A 16,203-nucleotide genomic window follows, 5' to 3' on the forward strand; every position below is an offset into this window, starting at 1 on the left:
CCTTCGTCAGGGGGAGTCGGTGGGGTCCTCCGGCGTTCCCTCCGCCTCGATACGGCTGATCGCCGCGGCGGCGCGCTGGAGCGCGGGCAGGACCTGCAGGGCCTTGTCCGCGGTGAGCCGTACGGCGGGTGCCTGCACGGCGACGCACATGTTGGAACGGGCGCCGCCCGCGGCCGGCACGAGGACGGCCACGCACACCAGGCCGGGCAGGAACTCCTCGTCGTCCAGCGAGAATCCGTCGCGGCGCACGCGCCGGAACTCCTCCTCCAGAGTGTCGAGATCGGTCACGGTGTTGGGGGTGCACCGCTTGAGCGGTGCGTGGGCGAGCAGCTTGCGCCGCTGCGCCGGGAGCATCTGGGAGAGGATCATCTTGCCGCTGGCCGAGCAGTGTGCGGGCACCCGGGAACCGGCGGTCAGATAGAAGCGCAGCGGCTCGGGGGTCTCGACCCGGTCGAGATAGACGACCTCGTTGCCCGAGAGCGTGGTGATGTTGCAGCTCTCGCCCAGCTCGTCCACCAGACTGCGCAGCACCGCGTGGCGTGCGCCGTGGTGGGTGGCGTTGAGCAGCAGGTTCTCGGCGAGCCGCCGCAGCCTCGATCCGGTGCCGTAGTGCCTGCCGTCGCTCTGGCGGATGAGCAGTCCCGCACTCTCCAGTTGCTGCAGCATCCGGTGCAGCGTCGGTTTGGGCATGCCGGTCTCCTCGACCAGGCCCTGGAGCGAGACCAACTGGTCCTTGGACGCGATCAGTTCGAGCAGCGCGAAGAGCCGCATGGTCGGCGTGTCGCCGTTGAGTGCGGCGGGGTCGGATGCGCGTGACAGGTCCACGGTAGCTCCAGGTCGGTCCAGATTCCGGAAAGTAGCGTATCAGGTATCGATTTTCGGAACTCACCGTTGACGGGGCGGGGCAGGGCTCCTATGGTCCACTCAGATCCTGATTTCAGGAACGCCACGTACCGATTCTTTATGATCCGGTGTGCTGAAGGAGTGGAACCATGAGCGAGAACCCCGCGGACACCAGCCGTACTGTCGCGGCAGGCCCGCAGCGGATGACCCCGTCGGAGGCGTTCGTCGAGACGCTGGTGGCCAATGACGTCACCGATATCTTCGGCATCATGGGCTCGGCGTTCATGGACGCCATGGACATCTTCGCGCCGGCCGGTATCCGCCTGGTGCCGGTCGTCCACGAGCAGGGCGCCGGCCACATGGCCGACGGATACGCCCGGGTCAGCGGCCGGCACGGGGTCGTCATCGGCCAGAACGGCCCCGGCATCAGCAACTGCGTCACCGCCATCGCGGCCGCGTACTGGGCCCACAGCCCCGTCGTCATCGTGACCCCGGAGACCGGCACCATGGGCATGGGCCTGGGCGGCTTCCAGGAGGCCAACCAGCTGCCGATGTTCCAGGAGTTCACCAAGTACCAGGCCCATGTGAACAACCCGAACCGGATGGCCGAGTTCACCGGCCGCGCCTTCGACCGGGCCATGTCGGAGATCGGCCCGACGCAGCTGAACATCCCGCGCGACTACTTCTACGGTGACATCAACACCGAGATCCCGCGGCCGAACCGGCTCGACCGCGGCGCGGGCGGCGAGAAGAGCCTGGACGAGGCGGCCGAACTGCTGGCCACCGCCGAGTTCCCGGTCATCATCTCCGGCGGCGGTGTCGTCATGGCCGACGGGGTCGACCAGTGCAAGGCGCTCGCCGAACGGCTCGGCGCCCCGGTCGTCAACAGCTACCTGCACAACGACTCGTTCCCGGCGAGCCACCCGCAGTGGTGCGGACCCCTGGGCTACCAGGGCTCCAAGGCCGCGATGAAGCTGATCGCCCAGGCCGACGTCGTGGTCGCGCTGGGGTCCCGCCTCGGCCCGTTCGGCACCCTGCCGCAGCACGGCATGGACTACTGGCCGAAGAACGCGAAGATCATCCAGATCGACGCCGACCACAAGATGCTCGGCCTGGTCAAGAAGATCACCGTCGGCATCTGCGGCGACGCCAAGGATGCGGCGGCCGCCCTCACCGAACGGCTCACCGGCCGGACCCTGGACTGCGACGCCACCCGCGAGCGGCGCGCCGCCGTCATGAAGGCCGAGCAGGACGCGTGGGAGGAAGAGCTCAGCGCCTGGACCCACGAGAAGGACCCGTTCAGCCTCGACATGATCGCCGAGCAGGAGGAAGAGGAGGGCGACTGGCTGCACCCGCGCGAGGTGCTGCGGGAGCTGGAGCGCGCCATGCCGCCGCGCGTCATGGTCTCCACCGACATCGGCAACATCAACTCCGTGGCCAACAGCTATCTGCGCTTCGAGGAGCCCCGCTCCTTCTTCGCGCCGATGAGCTTCGGCAACTGCGGCTACGCCCTGCCGACCATCATCGGGGCCAAGGCCGCCGCCATGGACCGCCCGGCCATCTCCTACGCGGGAGACGGCGCCTGGGGCATGAGCATGGGCGAGATCATGACCGCGGTACGGCACGACATCCCCGTCACCGCCGTCGTCTTCCACAACCGTCAGTGGGGGGCGGAGAAGAAGAACCAGGTCGACTTCTACAACCGGCGCTTCGTCGCGGGGGAGCTGGAGAACGAGAGCTTCGCCGCCATCGCCGAGGCCATGGGCGCCGACGGCATCGTCGTGGAGAAGCTCTCCGACGTCGGCCCGGCCCTGCAGAAGGCCGTCGACGCCCAGATGAACGAGGGCCGGACCACGGTCATCGAGATCATGTGCACCCGTGAGCTGGGCGACCCGTTCCGCCGCGACGCGCTCTCCAAGCCGGTGCGCTACCTGGAGAAGTACCAGGACTACGTCTGAGCGACCCGAGCCGGGAGGCACTCGCGCCTCCCGGCTCCATGACCGCGGGGGTCCCGGTCCCGGCTGCCCTGCCCGGTCCCGGGGCCTCCGCACCCGACGGGTCCTGAGGCGCCGTGCACGCCCCTCGTGCGCACGGCGCCTCCGGACCCCGGCGCGCCCTGGACCCTCCGGACCCCGGCGCCCTGGACCGCATGTCCGGTCCATCTCCCGCTTCACCCGGCCGGATTCCTCATCCCGGGCCCCTCTTCCACGTAGCTCTCCCCACTCCTCCCGCACCGCCCACGCCAAGGGAACAGCCCCATGCTCATCGACCCGCTCGCCCCGGCGCGGCCTCCCGCAGGACCGGCCGGAGCCGCCGTCCAGCATCTGCTCGACACCTGGGCCCAGCGACTGCGTCCCGCCGCCCGGCGGCCCCGCGTCGCCCTGGCCGAGGGGACCGACCCACGGGCGCTCTGGGCCGCGGTCCACCTCGCCGAACAGCACGCCGTCACCCCGGTCCTGGTCGGCGATCCGGCGCGTATCCACGCGGGCGCGGCCGAGCTCGGTCTGAAACTGCCCGACGACCCCGACCGGCTCGGCATACTCGACCCGGCGGCGCTCGCCGCCGACGACCGCTGCGCCGGAACCCTCGCGGACGCGCTGGCCGCCCGGCGCGGCCTCACCCCCGACGGGCGGCGCGCCCTGGCCGCGGACCCTCTCTACCTCACCGCGACGGCGCTGCGTCTGGGCGAGATCGATGCCTGTGTGGCCGGCAGCAACCGCCCCACCGCCGACGTCCTGCGGGCGGGGCTGTACGTCGTCGGCCTCGCCCCCGGCATCCGTACCCTCTCCAGCAGCTTCCTCATGGTGATGCCCGACGGCCGCCTCCTCGGCTACGGCGACTGCGCCGTGGTGGTCGACCCGACCAGCAGGGAACTCGCCGACATCGCCCTCGCCACCGCTGCCACCTACCGGGCCCTCACCGGCGAGCCGTCCCGGGTGGCGCTGCTGTCCTTCAGTACCAAGGGCAGTGCGTCCCACCCGCAGGTGGACCGGGTGCGCGAGGCGCTGAGCCTGGTCCGTGCCACCGAGCCCGGTCTCGCCGTCGACGGCGAGCTGCAGTACGACGCGGCGGCCGTCCCGGCGATCGGCCGGTCCAAGGCGCCCGAGTCGGACATCGCGGGCCGGGCGAACACGTTTGTCTTCCCCGGCCTTGCCGCCGGCAACATCGGCTACAAGATCGCCCAGTGGGCCGGTGGCGCCGCGGCGGTCGGCCCCCTGCTCCAGGGTCCAGCCGCACCCCTGCACGACCTCTCGCGCGGCTGCACCGGATCGGACATCGCGGCTCTCGCGCTGGCAGCCGCCCTGCAGACGGACAGCGCCCGCCGCCCTCAAGCACCGGAGGAAGCACCGTGCCCCTGACACCCCCGACCGCCGCGCCCCGCCACGCCGCCCAGGCTGATCACCGCGCCGGGGCCGGCGACGGCTCGCGCGACGGAATCTGCCTCGCCGTACTCGACATGGCCGGTACCACGGTCACCGACGCGGGCGCCGTGGAGGATGCCTTCGTCCAGGCGCTGTGCCACCTGGACGTACCGGAGGGCGGCCCGGCCCACACCCGCATGATGGAGCACGTCCGCGCCACCATGGGCGAGTCCAAGATCTCCGTGTTCCGCCATCTCTTCGGTGACCAGGACACGGCGGAGCGGGCCAACGACGTCTTCGAGCGCGCCTACGCCGAACTCGTCGCCGCCGGCCGCTGCAAGCCGATCCCGGGTGCACGCGAGACGATCGAGGCGCTCCGCGCATCCGGCGTCGCCGTCGTCCTCAACACCGGCTTCTCGCCCCGGACCCGGGACAGCCTGCTGGCTTCCCTCGGCTGGCTGGACCTCGCCGACGCGGTGCTCTCACCCGCCGACGCGGGCCGCGGCCGCCCCTACCCCGACATGGTGCTCACCGCGCTCCTGCGCACCGAGACGCCCTCCGTCCACCACACCGTGGTCGTCGGCGACACCCCGTACGACATCGAGGCGGGCCTGCGCGCCGGTGCGGGTCTCGTGGTCGCCGTGCTGACCGGCGCCCACACGGAACCCCAGCTGCGCGCCGCCGGAGCGCACTACGTCATCGACTCCGTCCGCCGTCTTCCGGACGTCCTGCGTGGCTGCTGAACCGCGCGCCACCGCGCGTATCCGGGTCGGGACCGGCCCAGGGCCGGGGACCGGACAGGACCTGGGCTGCCCGCCATGAATGCGCAACCGATCAACGGTGAGACCGCCGGCGAGCTCGCCGTACTCGACGCTTCGGAGCTGACTCGCGATCCGGAGCTGGGCGCCGGGCTCGCGGCATCGGCCCACCGGGTTCTGGCGGACCTGGTCGGCCGGGGCGCCGCGCTGGGATGGGTCGAACCACCCTCGCCCGACGAGGTCGCGGAACTGCTCGACCACGTGCTGCACGCGGTCCGGGAGGGGGACGGGGCCTTGCGCGTCGCCTATCTGGACCGCCGCCTCGTCGGACTGGGGTACTGGCTGCGGTACGCCAGACCGACCCACAGGCCGCACGCCGATCTGGAGAAGCTCGCGGTGGACCGCGGTGTCCATGGACGTGGCGTCGGCCGGGCGCTGACTGCCGCCCTGGTCGAGGACGCCCGGGCGGCCGGCATCGAAGTGCTCACCTTGGACGCCCGCGGTGACAACGCCAATGCCCTGCGGCTCTACCGCTCGCTGGGCTTCGCCGAGTACGGCCGTCTGCCCGACTTCGTCGCCTTCCGGCAGCGCCGCTACGACAAGGTGCTCTGCATGCTGGATCTCCGCCAGGAGCGCTGACGGCCGCCACCCGCAAAGCCCTCGCCGGACCCGAGGCCGCGCCGTCCACCCGCCTTTCGGAGCGCGGGCGGACGGCGCGACCCGGACACGCCCTACCGGTGCTTGGCCACCCGGAGCAGGTGGAGCGCCGGCTCCGGCAGTTCGCGGCCCTTGGGCCAGACCGCGTGCAGGACGCGGTGCAGCCGTACGGAGGGGTCGACCTCGACCTCGACCAGACGGCCCGACGCCACGTCCTCGCGTACGGCCAGAGCGGAGAGCACCGCGGGTGCCAGACCGCGGGCTGCCGCGCTGCGCAGCGGGGCGGTGGAACCGAGCTCCAGGACCGGGACGGCGATTCCGTCGTACGGGCGCAGCGCCCGCTCAAGCGTCTCCCGGGTGCCGGAGCCCGCCTCCCGCAGCAGCAGCGGGGTGTCGGCCAACTCGCGCCCGCTCAGGGCGCTGCGCCGGTGTGTCCAGGGATGGCCGGGCGCCACCACGACGGCCAGCCGGTCGCGTCCCACCGCTGAGCGGTGCAGATCGTCGGGGATCCGGGGGCCCTCGACGAATCCCAGGTCGCAGCCGCCGCGGCGCAGTGCCTCGACCACACCCCAGCTGTTGGTCACCGTCAGCCCGACATGGGCGTCCGGCGCACTGTCCCGCAGGGTGACGAGCCAGCCCGGCATCAGCTCCTCCGCGATGGTCAGGCTGGCGGCGACATGCAGCCGGCTGTCCTGCCGGGACCGCAGTGCCGCGGCCCCCTCGACCAGCGCCGCGGCCTGTTCGAGCACCGCACGCGCCCAGTCGGTCACCACCGCCCCGGCCGGGGTGAGCCGGGACCCCGCGGTGGAGCGGTCCAGGAGCTGGAGCCCGAGGTGGCGTTCCAGCGTGCGCATCCGCGCACTGGCCGACGGCTGGCTGATGAGCATCCGGGCCGCGGCCCTGCCCAGGCTGCCGGTCTCCGCCACGGTGACCAGCAGCTGCAGCGACTGCAGATCGGGCAGCGGCCGCTGCCCGCTGTCCTGGGTCTCCCCGCGCTCGCTCACCGGTGCCTCCTCGTACGGCATGGCCTCATAGGAAAACCTTCATAGGGGAACCCTATGACCTGGTCCCGGATTCGCGTCTACCGGGCTGTGCCGATCGCCCACAGGCTGGTGATCATGACACTGAGTACGGAAAGCACCCACTCGTCGTCCCCCGGCGGACCCGGCGGACAGCCGTCGAAGCCGTCCCCGGGCGGCGCGTCCGCACCGGGGCCGGTGCGCCGCAACGCACCCGGCCTCGCGCTCGCCGTCGTCGGACTCGGCCTCGCCGAGGGCGTGCACGCGCTGGTGCCCGCCGTGCCGATGCTGACGGCGTCCGTCGTGCTCGGCGTCGTGGCGGCGCACGTCCCCGGGGTGCATTCCTTCGTACGGGGCCGGGGCAAGGCGGGGCTCACGACGGCCGGCAAGCGGCTGATGCGCGGCGGCATCGTGCTGCTCGGACTCAAGCTCAGCATCGGCGATGTCCTGGGCCTCGGCTGGGCGACGGTGACCATGGTGCTCTGCGTGGTCCTCGCGACCTTCTTCGGGACCTGGTGGCTCGGCCGGAAGATGGGACTGCCCGGCGACCAGCCGCTGTTGATCGCCACCGGCTACTCGATCTGTGGCGCCTCCGCCATCAGCGCCGTCAGCGGTGCGCTCGGCAAGGACGAGGACGACGAGCAGCTGGCGGCCGACGTGGCGACCTCGGTCGCCCTGGTCACCCTGTGCGGGACCCTCGCCATCGCGGTCCTTCCGCTGCTGCACCACCCCCTCGGCCTGAACGATCTGCAGTTCGGCCGCTGGGTCGGCGCCGGTGTCCATGACGTCGGCCAGGTCGTGGCCACCGCGCAGACCGCCGGCCCGACCGCGCTCGGCGAGGCCGTGATGGTCAAGCTGATCCGGGTGGCGATGCTCGCACCGCTGGTCGCCGGGGTCGCGATGGCCCACCGGCGGCGCCGCGCCCACGAGGAGGCCGGCGGCAAGGAGGCGCTGGGCACCCGCCGTCCGGCGATCGTGCCGCTGTTCGTGATCGGCTTCCTGGCGATGACCGCCCTGCGCAGCACCGGCGTGCTGCCCACCGGGGTGCTCGACGCCGCCGACACCGCGCAGCAGCTGCTGCTGGCCATGGCGCTCTTCGGCCTCGGCAGCGCCGTCCATCTGCCGTCGCTCGCCCGCTCCGGAGCCAAGACGGCCGCCCTCGGGCTTGCGTCCTGGGTGGTCGTCGCGGGGGTGAGCTACGCGGGTGTCCTGCTCACCACCTGAGCGTGCACACCGGGGCCGCAGTCCCGGTGACCGCCGGCACCCCGGCGGGGCAGTCGACGACGACTGCCCCGCCGGGGTGTTCCGCGTACGGAGGGTGTCAGGCCCGGGTCTGCTCCTGCACCGGCAGCGCGGAGGACGGCACAGCGGGCAGATCGGCGGCCAGATGGTCATGGATGCCGTCCGGGTCCGTCAGCCGGTTGAGCCGCGCCGGCACATCGAAGCCGACCAGCAGGACGACCAGGACCGTGCCCGCGAAGGTCAGCACGGCGAGGGCCCGGCCCAGCGGCATGCCCGAAGCCAGGTGCGCGCCCAGGACCGGAGCCACCGCACCGCCGAGCGCGCCGACGTTGTAGGTGAAACCGAGCGCGGCGGCGCGGCCCTCGGTCGGGAAGTGGCCGCCGATGTAGCGCGGCAGCAGCCCGGAGATACCGAAACTCAGGGCTTGCAGCACGAACAGCAGGACGCCGAGCAGCAGCAGGTTGTCGTGCACGGCGAACACCGGGAACACGAAGACCATCGAGGCCAGCAGTGTGAACGCGTACGCCTTCTTCGTACCGATCCAGTCGCCGACGAAGCCGGCCAGCCAGCAGCCCGCCATCGTGCCGAACCCGGCGAAGAACAGGGCGTCGCTCACCTGGCTCGGCGAGTAACCCAGGTCGGTCTTGAGATACGTCGGGAGCAGCGCCTGGATGGGCCAGGTGTACAGGAAGGCGAAGAAGACGGTCACGATCATGGACACGTACAGCAGCCAGCTGCGCCGGCCGCCCAGCTGCACCGCGAGAGCGAGCAGGCTGATCCCCGCCAGGACCGAGAGGACGGGCACCATCCCCGCACCGGCCGGAGTGAAGACAGCGAACAGGGCTACGGTCGCGACGGCCACCAGCACCATGTTGACCGTGGCCAGGACCGGCGTGGCGAAGAGCGGGCGGAACGGATTGGGCCTGGCGGTCCTCTCCTTGACCGACTCGCTCCACTCGGGGGCCTCGGGCAGGGCGCGCCGCAGCCACAGGGCGACCACGATCGGCACCAGGCCGATGTAGAACATCCAGCGCCAGCCCAGCGCAGGGACGATCCACTTGTACGCCTGGGCGGCCAGCACCGAACCCACGGAGAAGCCGGAGATCAGGAAGCCGCTCGCCCGGTTGCGCAGCCGCGCGGGCCAGCTCTCCATGGCGTACGTGGCGCTCGCGCTGTACTCACCGGCCATGCCCATGCCGATCGCCAGGCGCGCGACGAACAGGCTGGTGTAGTCCCACGACAGACCGCAGGCGAAGGTGCCCAGCGAGTAGAGCAGGATGCTCACGATCATCGACAGCTTGCGCCCGTACCGGTCGCCCAGGGCGCCGAGTACGGCCCCGCCGAGCCAGCGGGTGATGAACGCGGCGGACACCAGGCTGGCGGCCTGCACCGTGCTCAGATGGAAGTCGGCGCTGATCTCGGTGAGGACCAGGGTGATCACCACGAAGTCGAAGCCGTCCAGGACATAGCCGATCCAGGCGGCGAAGAACGACTTCCACTGGGTGCGGGATACCTCGCGGTACCAGGGGAGCGGGGCTTGGGTCTTGTTGTGCACGATGCCTCCAGAATGCCGGACGGACTCGGCACTGAGGCCGGCCGGCAGGCGGTGATGCGCTATCGCTGGGCAAGTTCCGAGACGAACGCGGCGGTCAGCGCGGTGGGAGCGGTGATGGCGGTACCGACGACGACGCTGTGGGCGCCGTGCGCGAGTGCTGCGGCGGCCTCGTGCGGATTACGGATACGGCCCTCGGCCACGACGGGGACGTCCACCGCACCGGCGAGGGCGGCGACCAGTTCGAGGTCGGGGCCGTCCTGCTGCGGTGAGCCGGGAACATATCCGGAGAGGGTGGTCGACACCAGGTCCGCGCCGTCGGCGGCGGCGGTGATGCCCTCCTCAAGGGTGGAGACGTCGGCCATCACCAGGGCGCCCGCCGCGTGGACCGCCTCGGCGAGAGCGGCGAAGGTGCCGCCGTCGGGGCGGGGCCGGGCGGTGGCGTCGGCGGCGACCACATCGGCCCCCGCCGCCACGAGCGCCAGAGCGTGCCGGACGGTCGGCGTGATGTACACACCGGTGTCGCCGTCCTTCCACAGGCCGATCAGCGGGAGGTCCACGGATTCCCGGATCGCCGCCACCACTTCGGGCTCGTTGGCACGTACGGCTGCCGCGCCGCCCGCCGCCGCGGACCTGGCCAGCCGGACCAGGGTGCCGGTCTCCCTCATCGGGTCGCCGGGAGGTGCCTGGCAGGACACGATGAGCCGGCCCCGCAGCGCGCCGGCCAGCGCTGAGGACGGCGTACGGGGCTGCGTACGGGACGGTGTGGTCACAGGAGGGCTCCCGGTCTGTGCAGGGGGACGGTGGTGGTCAGAGCGGCGGCGCCCAGTACGGCGGCGTCGGCGCCGTACAGCGGCGCCACGGGGCGCAGCCGGCGCAGCGGCGGCATCAGCTCGCCCGCGAAGGCGGCCGTGAGGGCGTCCCAGTAGAGCGGGCCGATTCCCGGTACGCCGCCGCCGACGACGACCCGGTCGGGGCCCAGCGTGTTGGCGAGGCCGCCGAGCGCACGGCCCATGGCCCGCGCGCCGGTGGTGATGGCCCGTACGGCGCCGCTGTCACCCGCCGCGGCCCGCTCGGCCACGGACTGGAGCCGGTCGGCGGTCCGTCCCGTGAGCCGCTCGTACAGGGCGGTGATGCCGGGCCCGGATGCGACCGCCTCAAGGTGCCCGGCGCCACCGCAGGTGCAGTCGAGCCCGGCCGCTTCGGGACTCGGCAGATGCCCGAGATGGCCCGCGATGCCCGCGGAACCGTGCAGCATCCGCCCGTCGCAGGCGAGCGCGCCGCCGACCCCGGTTCCGACGGCCGCGAACAGCAGGGAAGCGGACTCGCCGCCGATCGCGGTGAGTTCGGGTCCCGCGGCAGCGCGTACGTCGTTGTCACAGGCGACCGGAAGGCCGGTGCGGTCCGCGAGGCCGGAGCCCAGCGCGGTGCCCGCCCATCCGCGGATCGAGTCCGTCGCGCTGGTGACGGTGCCCGAACGCGGGTCCACCACACCGGCCGCGGCGACACCGACCGCCACCGCACCGCGGTCGACGGCGCGGGCGGCGTCGCGCAGCGCGTCGAGCACGGCGTCGGCGCCGGCGGTCGACGGAGTCGCCAGGGTGTGCCGGGCGAGCACCGCCCCGTCCGGCCCGACCAGGGCGGCAGCGATCTTCGTGCCGCCCAGGTCAAGCCCGATGACGGGACCCGCCGCCGAACGTGGACCGCGGTGGGTCGTCCGTGTCGTCATCGGGGAGGGGTCAGTCCGGCCGCGCGCAGCCGCGCGGCGATGAGCGCGACGGATTCGGCGTCGAGCTGGATCTGCGGGAACGCCGTGTCGCCGCACGCGATGACACCGAGGAGCCGCAGTGCGCCCTTGAAGGAGCCGAGCGCCGAGGAACTGCGCCCCATGTCGGCATCGGGGCCCACGTCCACGATGTCGAAGAGCGAGACGAGCCGCTCCTGTTCCTTGGCGGCCAGCGTCCAGTCGCCGGCGCGTGCGGCCTCGTACAGCCGCACATAGGCCGCGGGGTCGACATTGCCGATGCCGGGTACGACACCGTCGGCGCCGGCCAGCAGCGCGGCGTCGACGGTGAGTTCGGAGCCCGTGAGGATACTGAAGTGGGGGACGGGGCCCTGGCTCCGGCCGTCCCGGCCGCCGAGTTCGACGAGCAGACGGCGCAGCCCGCCCTCGTCGCCGCTGCTGTCCTTGAGCCCGGCCAGCGTGCCGTCCTCGGCGAGTTCGCGCACGAGGGGCGCGGAGAGCTTGCTGTGCACCGAGACCGGAAGGTCGTACGCGAACAGTGGCAGGTCGACGCTCGCCCGGATGCGCCGGAAGTGGCCGGCGATCTCCTTGGGGTGGGTGCGGGTGTAGAAGGGCGCCGTGGCGACCAGTGCGTCCGCGCCCAGCCGGGCCGCGACCCGTGCGTGGTCGATCACCCGGGCGGTGGTGGTGTCGATGACACCGGCGAGCACCGGGACCCGGCCGGCGGCCGCGCGGACCACGGTCTCCAGGACCGTCGCGCGCTGAGCGTCGGTGAGATAGGCGACCTCGCTGGTCGACCCCAGCGCGAACAGACCGTGCACACCTCCGCCGATGAGGTGCTCGACCAGGCGGGAGAGCGAATCGGTGTCGATCTCCCCGGTGGCGTCGAGCGGGGTGCAGACGGGCGGTACGACCCCGCGAAGGGGGGCGGTCAGGGCCATGGGGTTACTCCTGGTGCAAGTGAGGGCTGGAGATTCTCTCCACGACATGAGACATCAGATGTCCTATGTCTTGCGGTTAGAATAGTCCCCACGGGGTGCGAATCGTCAAAGTGACCCCGGTCACACTTCAGGCCCGGGAGCGGGCCCCGGGAGGAGCCTCAGTGGTCCGCAGTACGGCGTCCGAAGACGTCCAGGCCCGTATCCGCCGGCTGATCCTGGACCGCGGCCTTTCGCCCGGCGGCCCGCTGCCCACGGAGACCGAACTGACCGGACTCTTCGGGGTCGGCCGGGTCACGGTCCGGGAGGCGCTCAAGGCGCTGCAGGCCCTGCAGGTCGTGGAGATCCGCCGCGGTTCCGGCACCTTCGTGGGCTCGCTCTCCCTGGCCCCGCTGGTGGAGGGCCTCGCGTTCCGTGCGGCGGTACGCCACCGCAACGGCGAGGCGAGCCTCTACGAACTCATGCGGGTGCGCGAGGCGTTGGAGGCCGGACTGATCGACAGCGTCGCGGCGTCGGTGCCCGGCGAGGACCTCGTGGTGCTGCGGGGGATCGTGGCGGAGATGGAGGGGGAGGCCGCGCGGGGGCGTATCGCCCGCAGTACGGACCGCGCCTTCCATCTGGTGCTGTACCGGTCCCTCGGCAACCACCTGCTCAGCGAAGTGCTCGACGCGTTCTGGGCCGCCCTCGACCAGGTGCGGGGCGACACGGGTGACGGCCACCAGGACCCGGCCGCCACGGTCGCCCAGCACCGGGAGATCGTCGACGCGGTCGCGGCGGGTGACGGCACGCGGGCCCGCACCGCGATGCGTACCCACTTCGACGGCATCAGGGAGCGGCTCGCGCCCGGTGCGGCGGGGTGAGGTGCGCGATGGCCTGCTGGACGCGAGTCCGGGAGGGGAGGCGGTTGCGATTGCGCATGAGCACAGTACGGCCCGCCAGGGTGGGCCGTACTGTGCTCATCGTCGTGCGGCAGGCCTCACGGGAAGAGCGCCACTCCCACCATGATCAAGACAATGATGCCGACGACGATGGCCGCGCCGACCCAGGGTCCCCGGTGCTTCATCGGCGCCCTCGGACCGCCGCCGCGCGGCCGGTCCTCCGGGAGCACCGGATGCGCGGGCCTGTCACTGGCGTAGAACTCCTTGTCCTGCAACTCAGCCTTGTCCTGCAACTCAGTCATCGGAAGTCCTTCCGTAGTGACCTTTGCAGCAATTATAGGTTCGCCCCACCCTGAATGCGCAAAATGTACCGATTCTCCCCTCGGTCGGGCAACCAACTACGGTTCGGATCCAGGGGAATCCGTACGGTCGCGTGCCTGGGGCCGCCAGCGGGCCGAGCCGACCTGTACCCGTCCGGACCGTGGCGCTCGTACGCCGGGTGAGGGCCCAACTCCGGTCGGCCCCAAGGGCGATGGGTCCGACGAGGCGAGATCATTCGGAGATTGCGGCGTCTATGCTCTCCGGACACCGGGCGCAGCACCGATAAGCGAAAAGGGCGGTAGAGGATGGGCGAGCGGAACGGCCGAGCGGACGTGCGGGGCAACCGGGCGAACTCTGCGCGTGTGTACGACTACATCCTGGGCGGCAAGGACCACTACGAAGTGGACCGGGTGGCTGCCGAAGCGTCGCTCCGTGCCTGGCCAGGGCTGCGGACGAGCATGCTGGCGAACCGGGCGACCATGCGGCGGATGGCCCACTGGCTGGCCGCGGAGGCCGGGATACGCCAGTTCCTGGACATCGGTACGGGCATCCCGACGGAACCCAATCTGCACCAGGTCGTCCAGCGGCAGACCCCGGAGGCGCGGATCGTCTACGTGGACAACGACCCGATCGTCCTCGCGCACGCCGACGCGCTGATGCGCAGCACCCCGGAGGGCCGGACCGCCTATATCCAGGCGGACATGACCGTCCCGGACACGCTCCTCGCCGACCCCGCCCTGCGTGAGACGCTCGATCTGGACCAGCCGGTCGGCCTCACGGTGATCGCCATGCTGCAGTTCGTGAAGGACGCGCAAGGTCTCATCGAGACGCTGATGGAATCGCTGGCGCCGGGCAGTTACCTGGCGCTCACCCTCGCCACCGGGGACCTCGCCCCCGAATCCGCGGCACTGGCGCGCGAATACACCGAGCGGGGCATCCCCATGTATCTGCGCACCCGGGCCGAGGTGGAGGCCCTGTTCACCGGGCTCGACCTGGCCGAACCGGGCGTGGTGCCGATGACGTCCTGGCGGCCGGCCGACGGTGTGGTCCCGCCGGAGAACGGGACGAACATGTACGCGGGAGTGGCCCGTAAGCCCTGACCCCGGACCCGGCGTCCGGACGTTCCGTCCGCCTCTTAGACTGATCGTCCAGACCGTTCGTCCGGATTCCCGGCGGGGCGCCGGCCATACCTGACGGGCCACCTGATCCCCGCGAGCCCCGATGGAGCCCCCGCATGACGAACGCACTGCCGGTCACCCTCGACGACGTCCGCGACGCCGCCGCGCAGATCAAGGGCGTGGCCCACCGCACCCCCGTGCTGCGCTCACGCACCCTGGACCGGCTCGTCGGCGCGGAGGTGCACCTCAAGTGCGAGAACTTCCAGCGGATCGGCGCCTTCAAGTTCCGTGGCGCCTACAACGCGGCCTCCCGGCTGTCGCCGGAGCAGGTGGCCAAGGGTATCGCCGCGTACTCCTCGGGCAACCACGCGCAGGCCGTCGCCCTCGCCGCGAAGGAGCTGGGCACCACCGCGGTGATCCTGATGCCGGAGGACACCCCGCAGTCGAAGCTGGACGCCACCGCCGGCTACGGCGCCGAGGTCGTCACCTACGACCGTTACACCGGCGACCGCGTCGCCATCGGTGAGGCACTGGCCGCCGACCGCGGCCTCGCGCTCATCCCTCCGTACGAGCACCCGCACGTCATCGCGGGACAGGGCACCGCCGCACTCGAACTGATCGAGGAAGCGGGCGATCTCGACGCCCTGGTGGTGCCGGTCGGCGGTGGTGGGCTGATGGCGGGCAGTGCGACCGTCGCCAAGGGCCTGCGGGACCGTATCCGGGTGATCGGAGTGGAACCGGAGGCCGGGGACGACACGAAGAGGTCCCTGGAGGCGGGCAGGCGGGTGTCCATCCCCGTTCCGCGCACCATCGCCGACGGCCAGGCGGCAGACATCCCCGGCGAGTTGACCTTCTCCGTCAACCAGCGGCTGGTCGACGGCATCGACCTGGTGACCGACGACCAGATCCGTGACGCCATGCGGTTCGCGTTCGAACGCCTGAAGATCGTCATCGAGCCCAGTGGCGCCACCGGGCTTGCCGCTCTGCTGGCGGGCCGCGTCGACCGCCTCCCGCAGCGCGTCGGGGTGATCATTTCGGGCGGCAACATCGGCGCCAGCCGGTTCGCCGAACTCTGCGGGAACTGACCGCCCCGGGCCTGGGGCGACAGGGCGGTCAGCGTTAAAGTGACCGCGTGGCCCTACTGCCGGAAGACCTGACGTCACTGATTTCGGACGGCGACCGTGACGCAGCCGTCGAGCGCCTCCAGGAGGCTTTCTCCGAGGGGCACCTCTCGTCGGAGGAGATGGACGAACGCCTCCAGACGGCGCTGACCGCCAGAACACAGGGCGACTTGGTACCCGCCCTGGCCGCTCTGCCCTCCGGAGCCGCGGACAGCACCGTCGAGATCGAGGCCGTCGGCGGGCGGATCGAGCGCGGTCGTGGCTGGCGGGTGCCCCGCACTCTCAGGGTCGAGTCGGCCTTCGGCAAGGTCGAGCTCGACCTGTCGCGGGCAGTGATCGAGTACCCGGTGGTCGACATCGAGCTGCGGCTCGGCAGCGGCCGGGCCCGTATCGTGCTGCCGCACCACGCCACGGTCGACTACGAGGGACTCCGCGCCGACTGGAAACAGCCCGTCCACCGGGCCCCCCGGCGTGCCGCCACGGGCGGTCCGCACATCCGGATCTCCGGTGCCATGGGGTACGGCCGGCTGAAGATCACGCACCGCCGACGCTGACCGGGGGTCCGGCGACCGTACGCCACGGCTCGCCGTCTCATTCACAATCCGCTTCTCCGCTCACCGCCAGGGCTTGACCGACCTCACAGGTTTCCG

At 71.8% G+C, this 16,203-nt stretch carries 16 protein-coding genes; 9 read left to right on the plus strand and 7 right to left on the minus strand.

Features of this window, described 5'->3' with window-relative positions; all coding sequences use genetic code 11:
• Positions 1-6: 6 nt before the first annotated feature.
• Positions 7-825, minus strand: coding sequence for an IclR family transcriptional regulator (locus OHB13_RS34685; protein ID WP_266861896.1), 819 nt, complete (start codon positions 823-825; stop codon positions 7-9).
• Positions 826-992: 167 nt separating this feature from the next.
• Here OHB13_RS34685 and xsc point away from each other — a divergent pair, with 167 nt between their 5' ends.
• From xsc to OHB13_RS34705, 4 genes are all read left to right on the plus strand, one after another.
• Positions 993-2,801 carry a sulfoacetaldehyde acetyltransferase gene (gene xsc / locus OHB13_RS34690; RefSeq protein WP_266861894.1) on the plus strand — a complete coding sequence of 603 codons (1,809 nt, stop codon included), beginning with the start codon at positions 993-995 and terminating at the stop codon, positions 2,799-2,801.
• A 300-nt stretch (positions 2,802-3,101) separates the two neighbouring features.
• Positions 3,102-4,202: a phosphate acyltransferase gene (locus OHB13_RS34695; protein WP_328379794.1), complete on the plus strand. Its 1,101-nt coding sequence runs from the start codon at positions 3,102-3,104 to the stop codon at positions 4,200-4,202.
• Entirely contained in the window at positions 4,199-4,948 is a 750-nt protein-coding gene (locus OHB13_RS34700; RefSeq protein ID WP_406072587.1) for a phosphonatase-like hydrolase, read from the plus strand. Before OHB13_RS34695 ends, OHB13_RS34700 begins: the two co-directional genes overlap by 4 nt.
• Positions 4,949-5,023: 75 nt before the next feature.
• Positions 5,024-5,602 (plus strand): GNAT family N-acetyltransferase, encoded by a 579-nt coding sequence (locus OHB13_RS34705; RefSeq protein ID WP_328379795.1) that lies wholly within the window; start codon positions 5,024-5,026, stop codon positions 5,600-5,602.
• A 92-nt stretch (positions 5,603-5,694) separates the two neighbouring features.
• Here OHB13_RS34705 and OHB13_RS34710 read toward each other — a convergent pair whose 3' ends face one another.
• Positions 5,695-6,624, minus strand: coding sequence for a LysR substrate-binding domain-containing protein (locus OHB13_RS34710; protein ID WP_328379796.1), 930 nt, complete (start codon positions 6,622-6,624; stop codon positions 5,695-5,697).
• Between the two features lie 114 nt (positions 6,625-6,738).
• Between OHB13_RS34710 and OHB13_RS34715 the strand changes: the two genes are divergently transcribed.
• Positions 6,739-7,863, plus strand: a complete 1,125-nt coding sequence (locus OHB13_RS34715) for a YeiH family protein (protein ID WP_328379797.1) — start codon at positions 6,739-6,741, stop codon at positions 7,861-7,863.
• A 97-nt stretch (positions 7,864-7,960) separates the two neighbouring features.
• On the opposite strand, the gene OHB13_RS34720 is transcribed toward OHB13_RS34715, so the two are convergent.
• From OHB13_RS34720 to OHB13_RS34735, 4 genes are read right to left on the minus strand one after another with little or no spacing between them, the layout of a single operon-like run.
• Positions 7,961-9,436: a sialate:H+ symport family MFS transporter gene (locus tag OHB13_RS34720; protein WP_328379798.1), complete on the minus strand. Its 1,476-nt coding sequence runs from the start codon at positions 9,434-9,436 to the stop codon at positions 7,961-7,963.
• A 59-nt stretch (positions 9,437-9,495) separates the two neighbouring features.
• On the minus strand, positions 9,496-10,206 hold the full coding sequence (locus tag OHB13_RS34725; RefSeq protein WP_266861885.1) for an N-acetylmannosamine-6-phosphate 2-epimerase: 711 nt from the start codon (positions 10,204-10,206) through the stop codon (positions 9,496-9,498).
• Positions 10,203-11,162: an ROK family protein gene (locus tag OHB13_RS34730; protein WP_328379799.1), complete on the minus strand. Its 960-nt coding sequence runs from the start codon at positions 11,160-11,162 to the stop codon at positions 10,203-10,205. Before OHB13_RS34730 ends, OHB13_RS34725 begins: the two co-directional genes overlap by 4 nt.
• Positions 11,159-12,118 (minus strand): dihydrodipicolinate synthase family protein, encoded by a 960-nt coding sequence (locus OHB13_RS34735; RefSeq protein WP_328379800.1) that lies wholly within the window; start codon positions 12,116-12,118, stop codon positions 11,159-11,161. Before OHB13_RS34735 ends, OHB13_RS34730 begins: the two co-directional genes overlap by 4 nt.
• Before the next feature lie 161 nt (positions 12,119-12,279).
• Between OHB13_RS34735 and OHB13_RS34740 the strand changes: the two genes are divergently transcribed.
• Positions 12,280-12,975, plus strand: a complete 696-nt coding sequence (locus tag OHB13_RS34740) for a FadR/GntR family transcriptional regulator (protein ID WP_328379801.1) — start codon at positions 12,280-12,282, stop codon at positions 12,973-12,975.
• 116 nt (positions 12,976-13,091) lie between these two features.
• Here the strand turns inward: OHB13_RS34740 and OHB13_RS34745 are convergent, their stop codons facing one another.
• Positions 13,092-13,295: a hypothetical protein gene (locus OHB13_RS34745; RefSeq protein WP_266861880.1), complete on the minus strand. Its 204-nt coding sequence runs from the start codon at positions 13,293-13,295 to the stop codon at positions 13,092-13,094.
• A gap of 324 nt (positions 13,296-13,619) precedes the next feature.
• Here OHB13_RS34745 and OHB13_RS34750 point away from each other — a divergent pair, with 324 nt between their 5' ends.
• The 3 genes from OHB13_RS34750 (at position 13,620) to OHB13_RS34760 (ending at position 16,107) form a co-directional block, all read left to right on the plus strand.
• Positions 13,620-14,414, plus strand: coding sequence for an SAM-dependent methyltransferase (locus OHB13_RS34750; protein WP_328379802.1), 795 nt, complete (start codon positions 13,620-13,622; stop codon positions 14,412-14,414).
• A gap of 134 nt (positions 14,415-14,548) precedes the next feature.
• A complete protein-coding gene (locus tag OHB13_RS34755) occupies positions 14,549-15,517 on the plus strand; it encodes a pyridoxal-phosphate dependent enzyme (protein WP_328379803.1) in 969 nt (322 codons plus the stop codon).
• Positions 15,518-15,564: 47 nt separating this feature from the next.
• The gene (locus OHB13_RS34760) at positions 15,565-16,107 is read left to right on the plus strand and encodes a DUF1707 SHOCT-like domain-containing protein (RefSeq protein ID WP_328379804.1); all 543 of its coding nucleotides are present in this window, start codon (positions 15,565-15,567) and stop codon (positions 16,105-16,107) included.
• Positions 16,108-16,203 lie beyond the last annotated feature (96 nt).

The organism is Streptomyces sp. NBC_00440, assembly GCF_036014215.1.
In the GTDB taxonomy this organism is placed as follows: domain Bacteria; phylum Actinomycetota; class Actinomycetes; order Streptomycetales; family Streptomycetaceae; genus Streptomyces.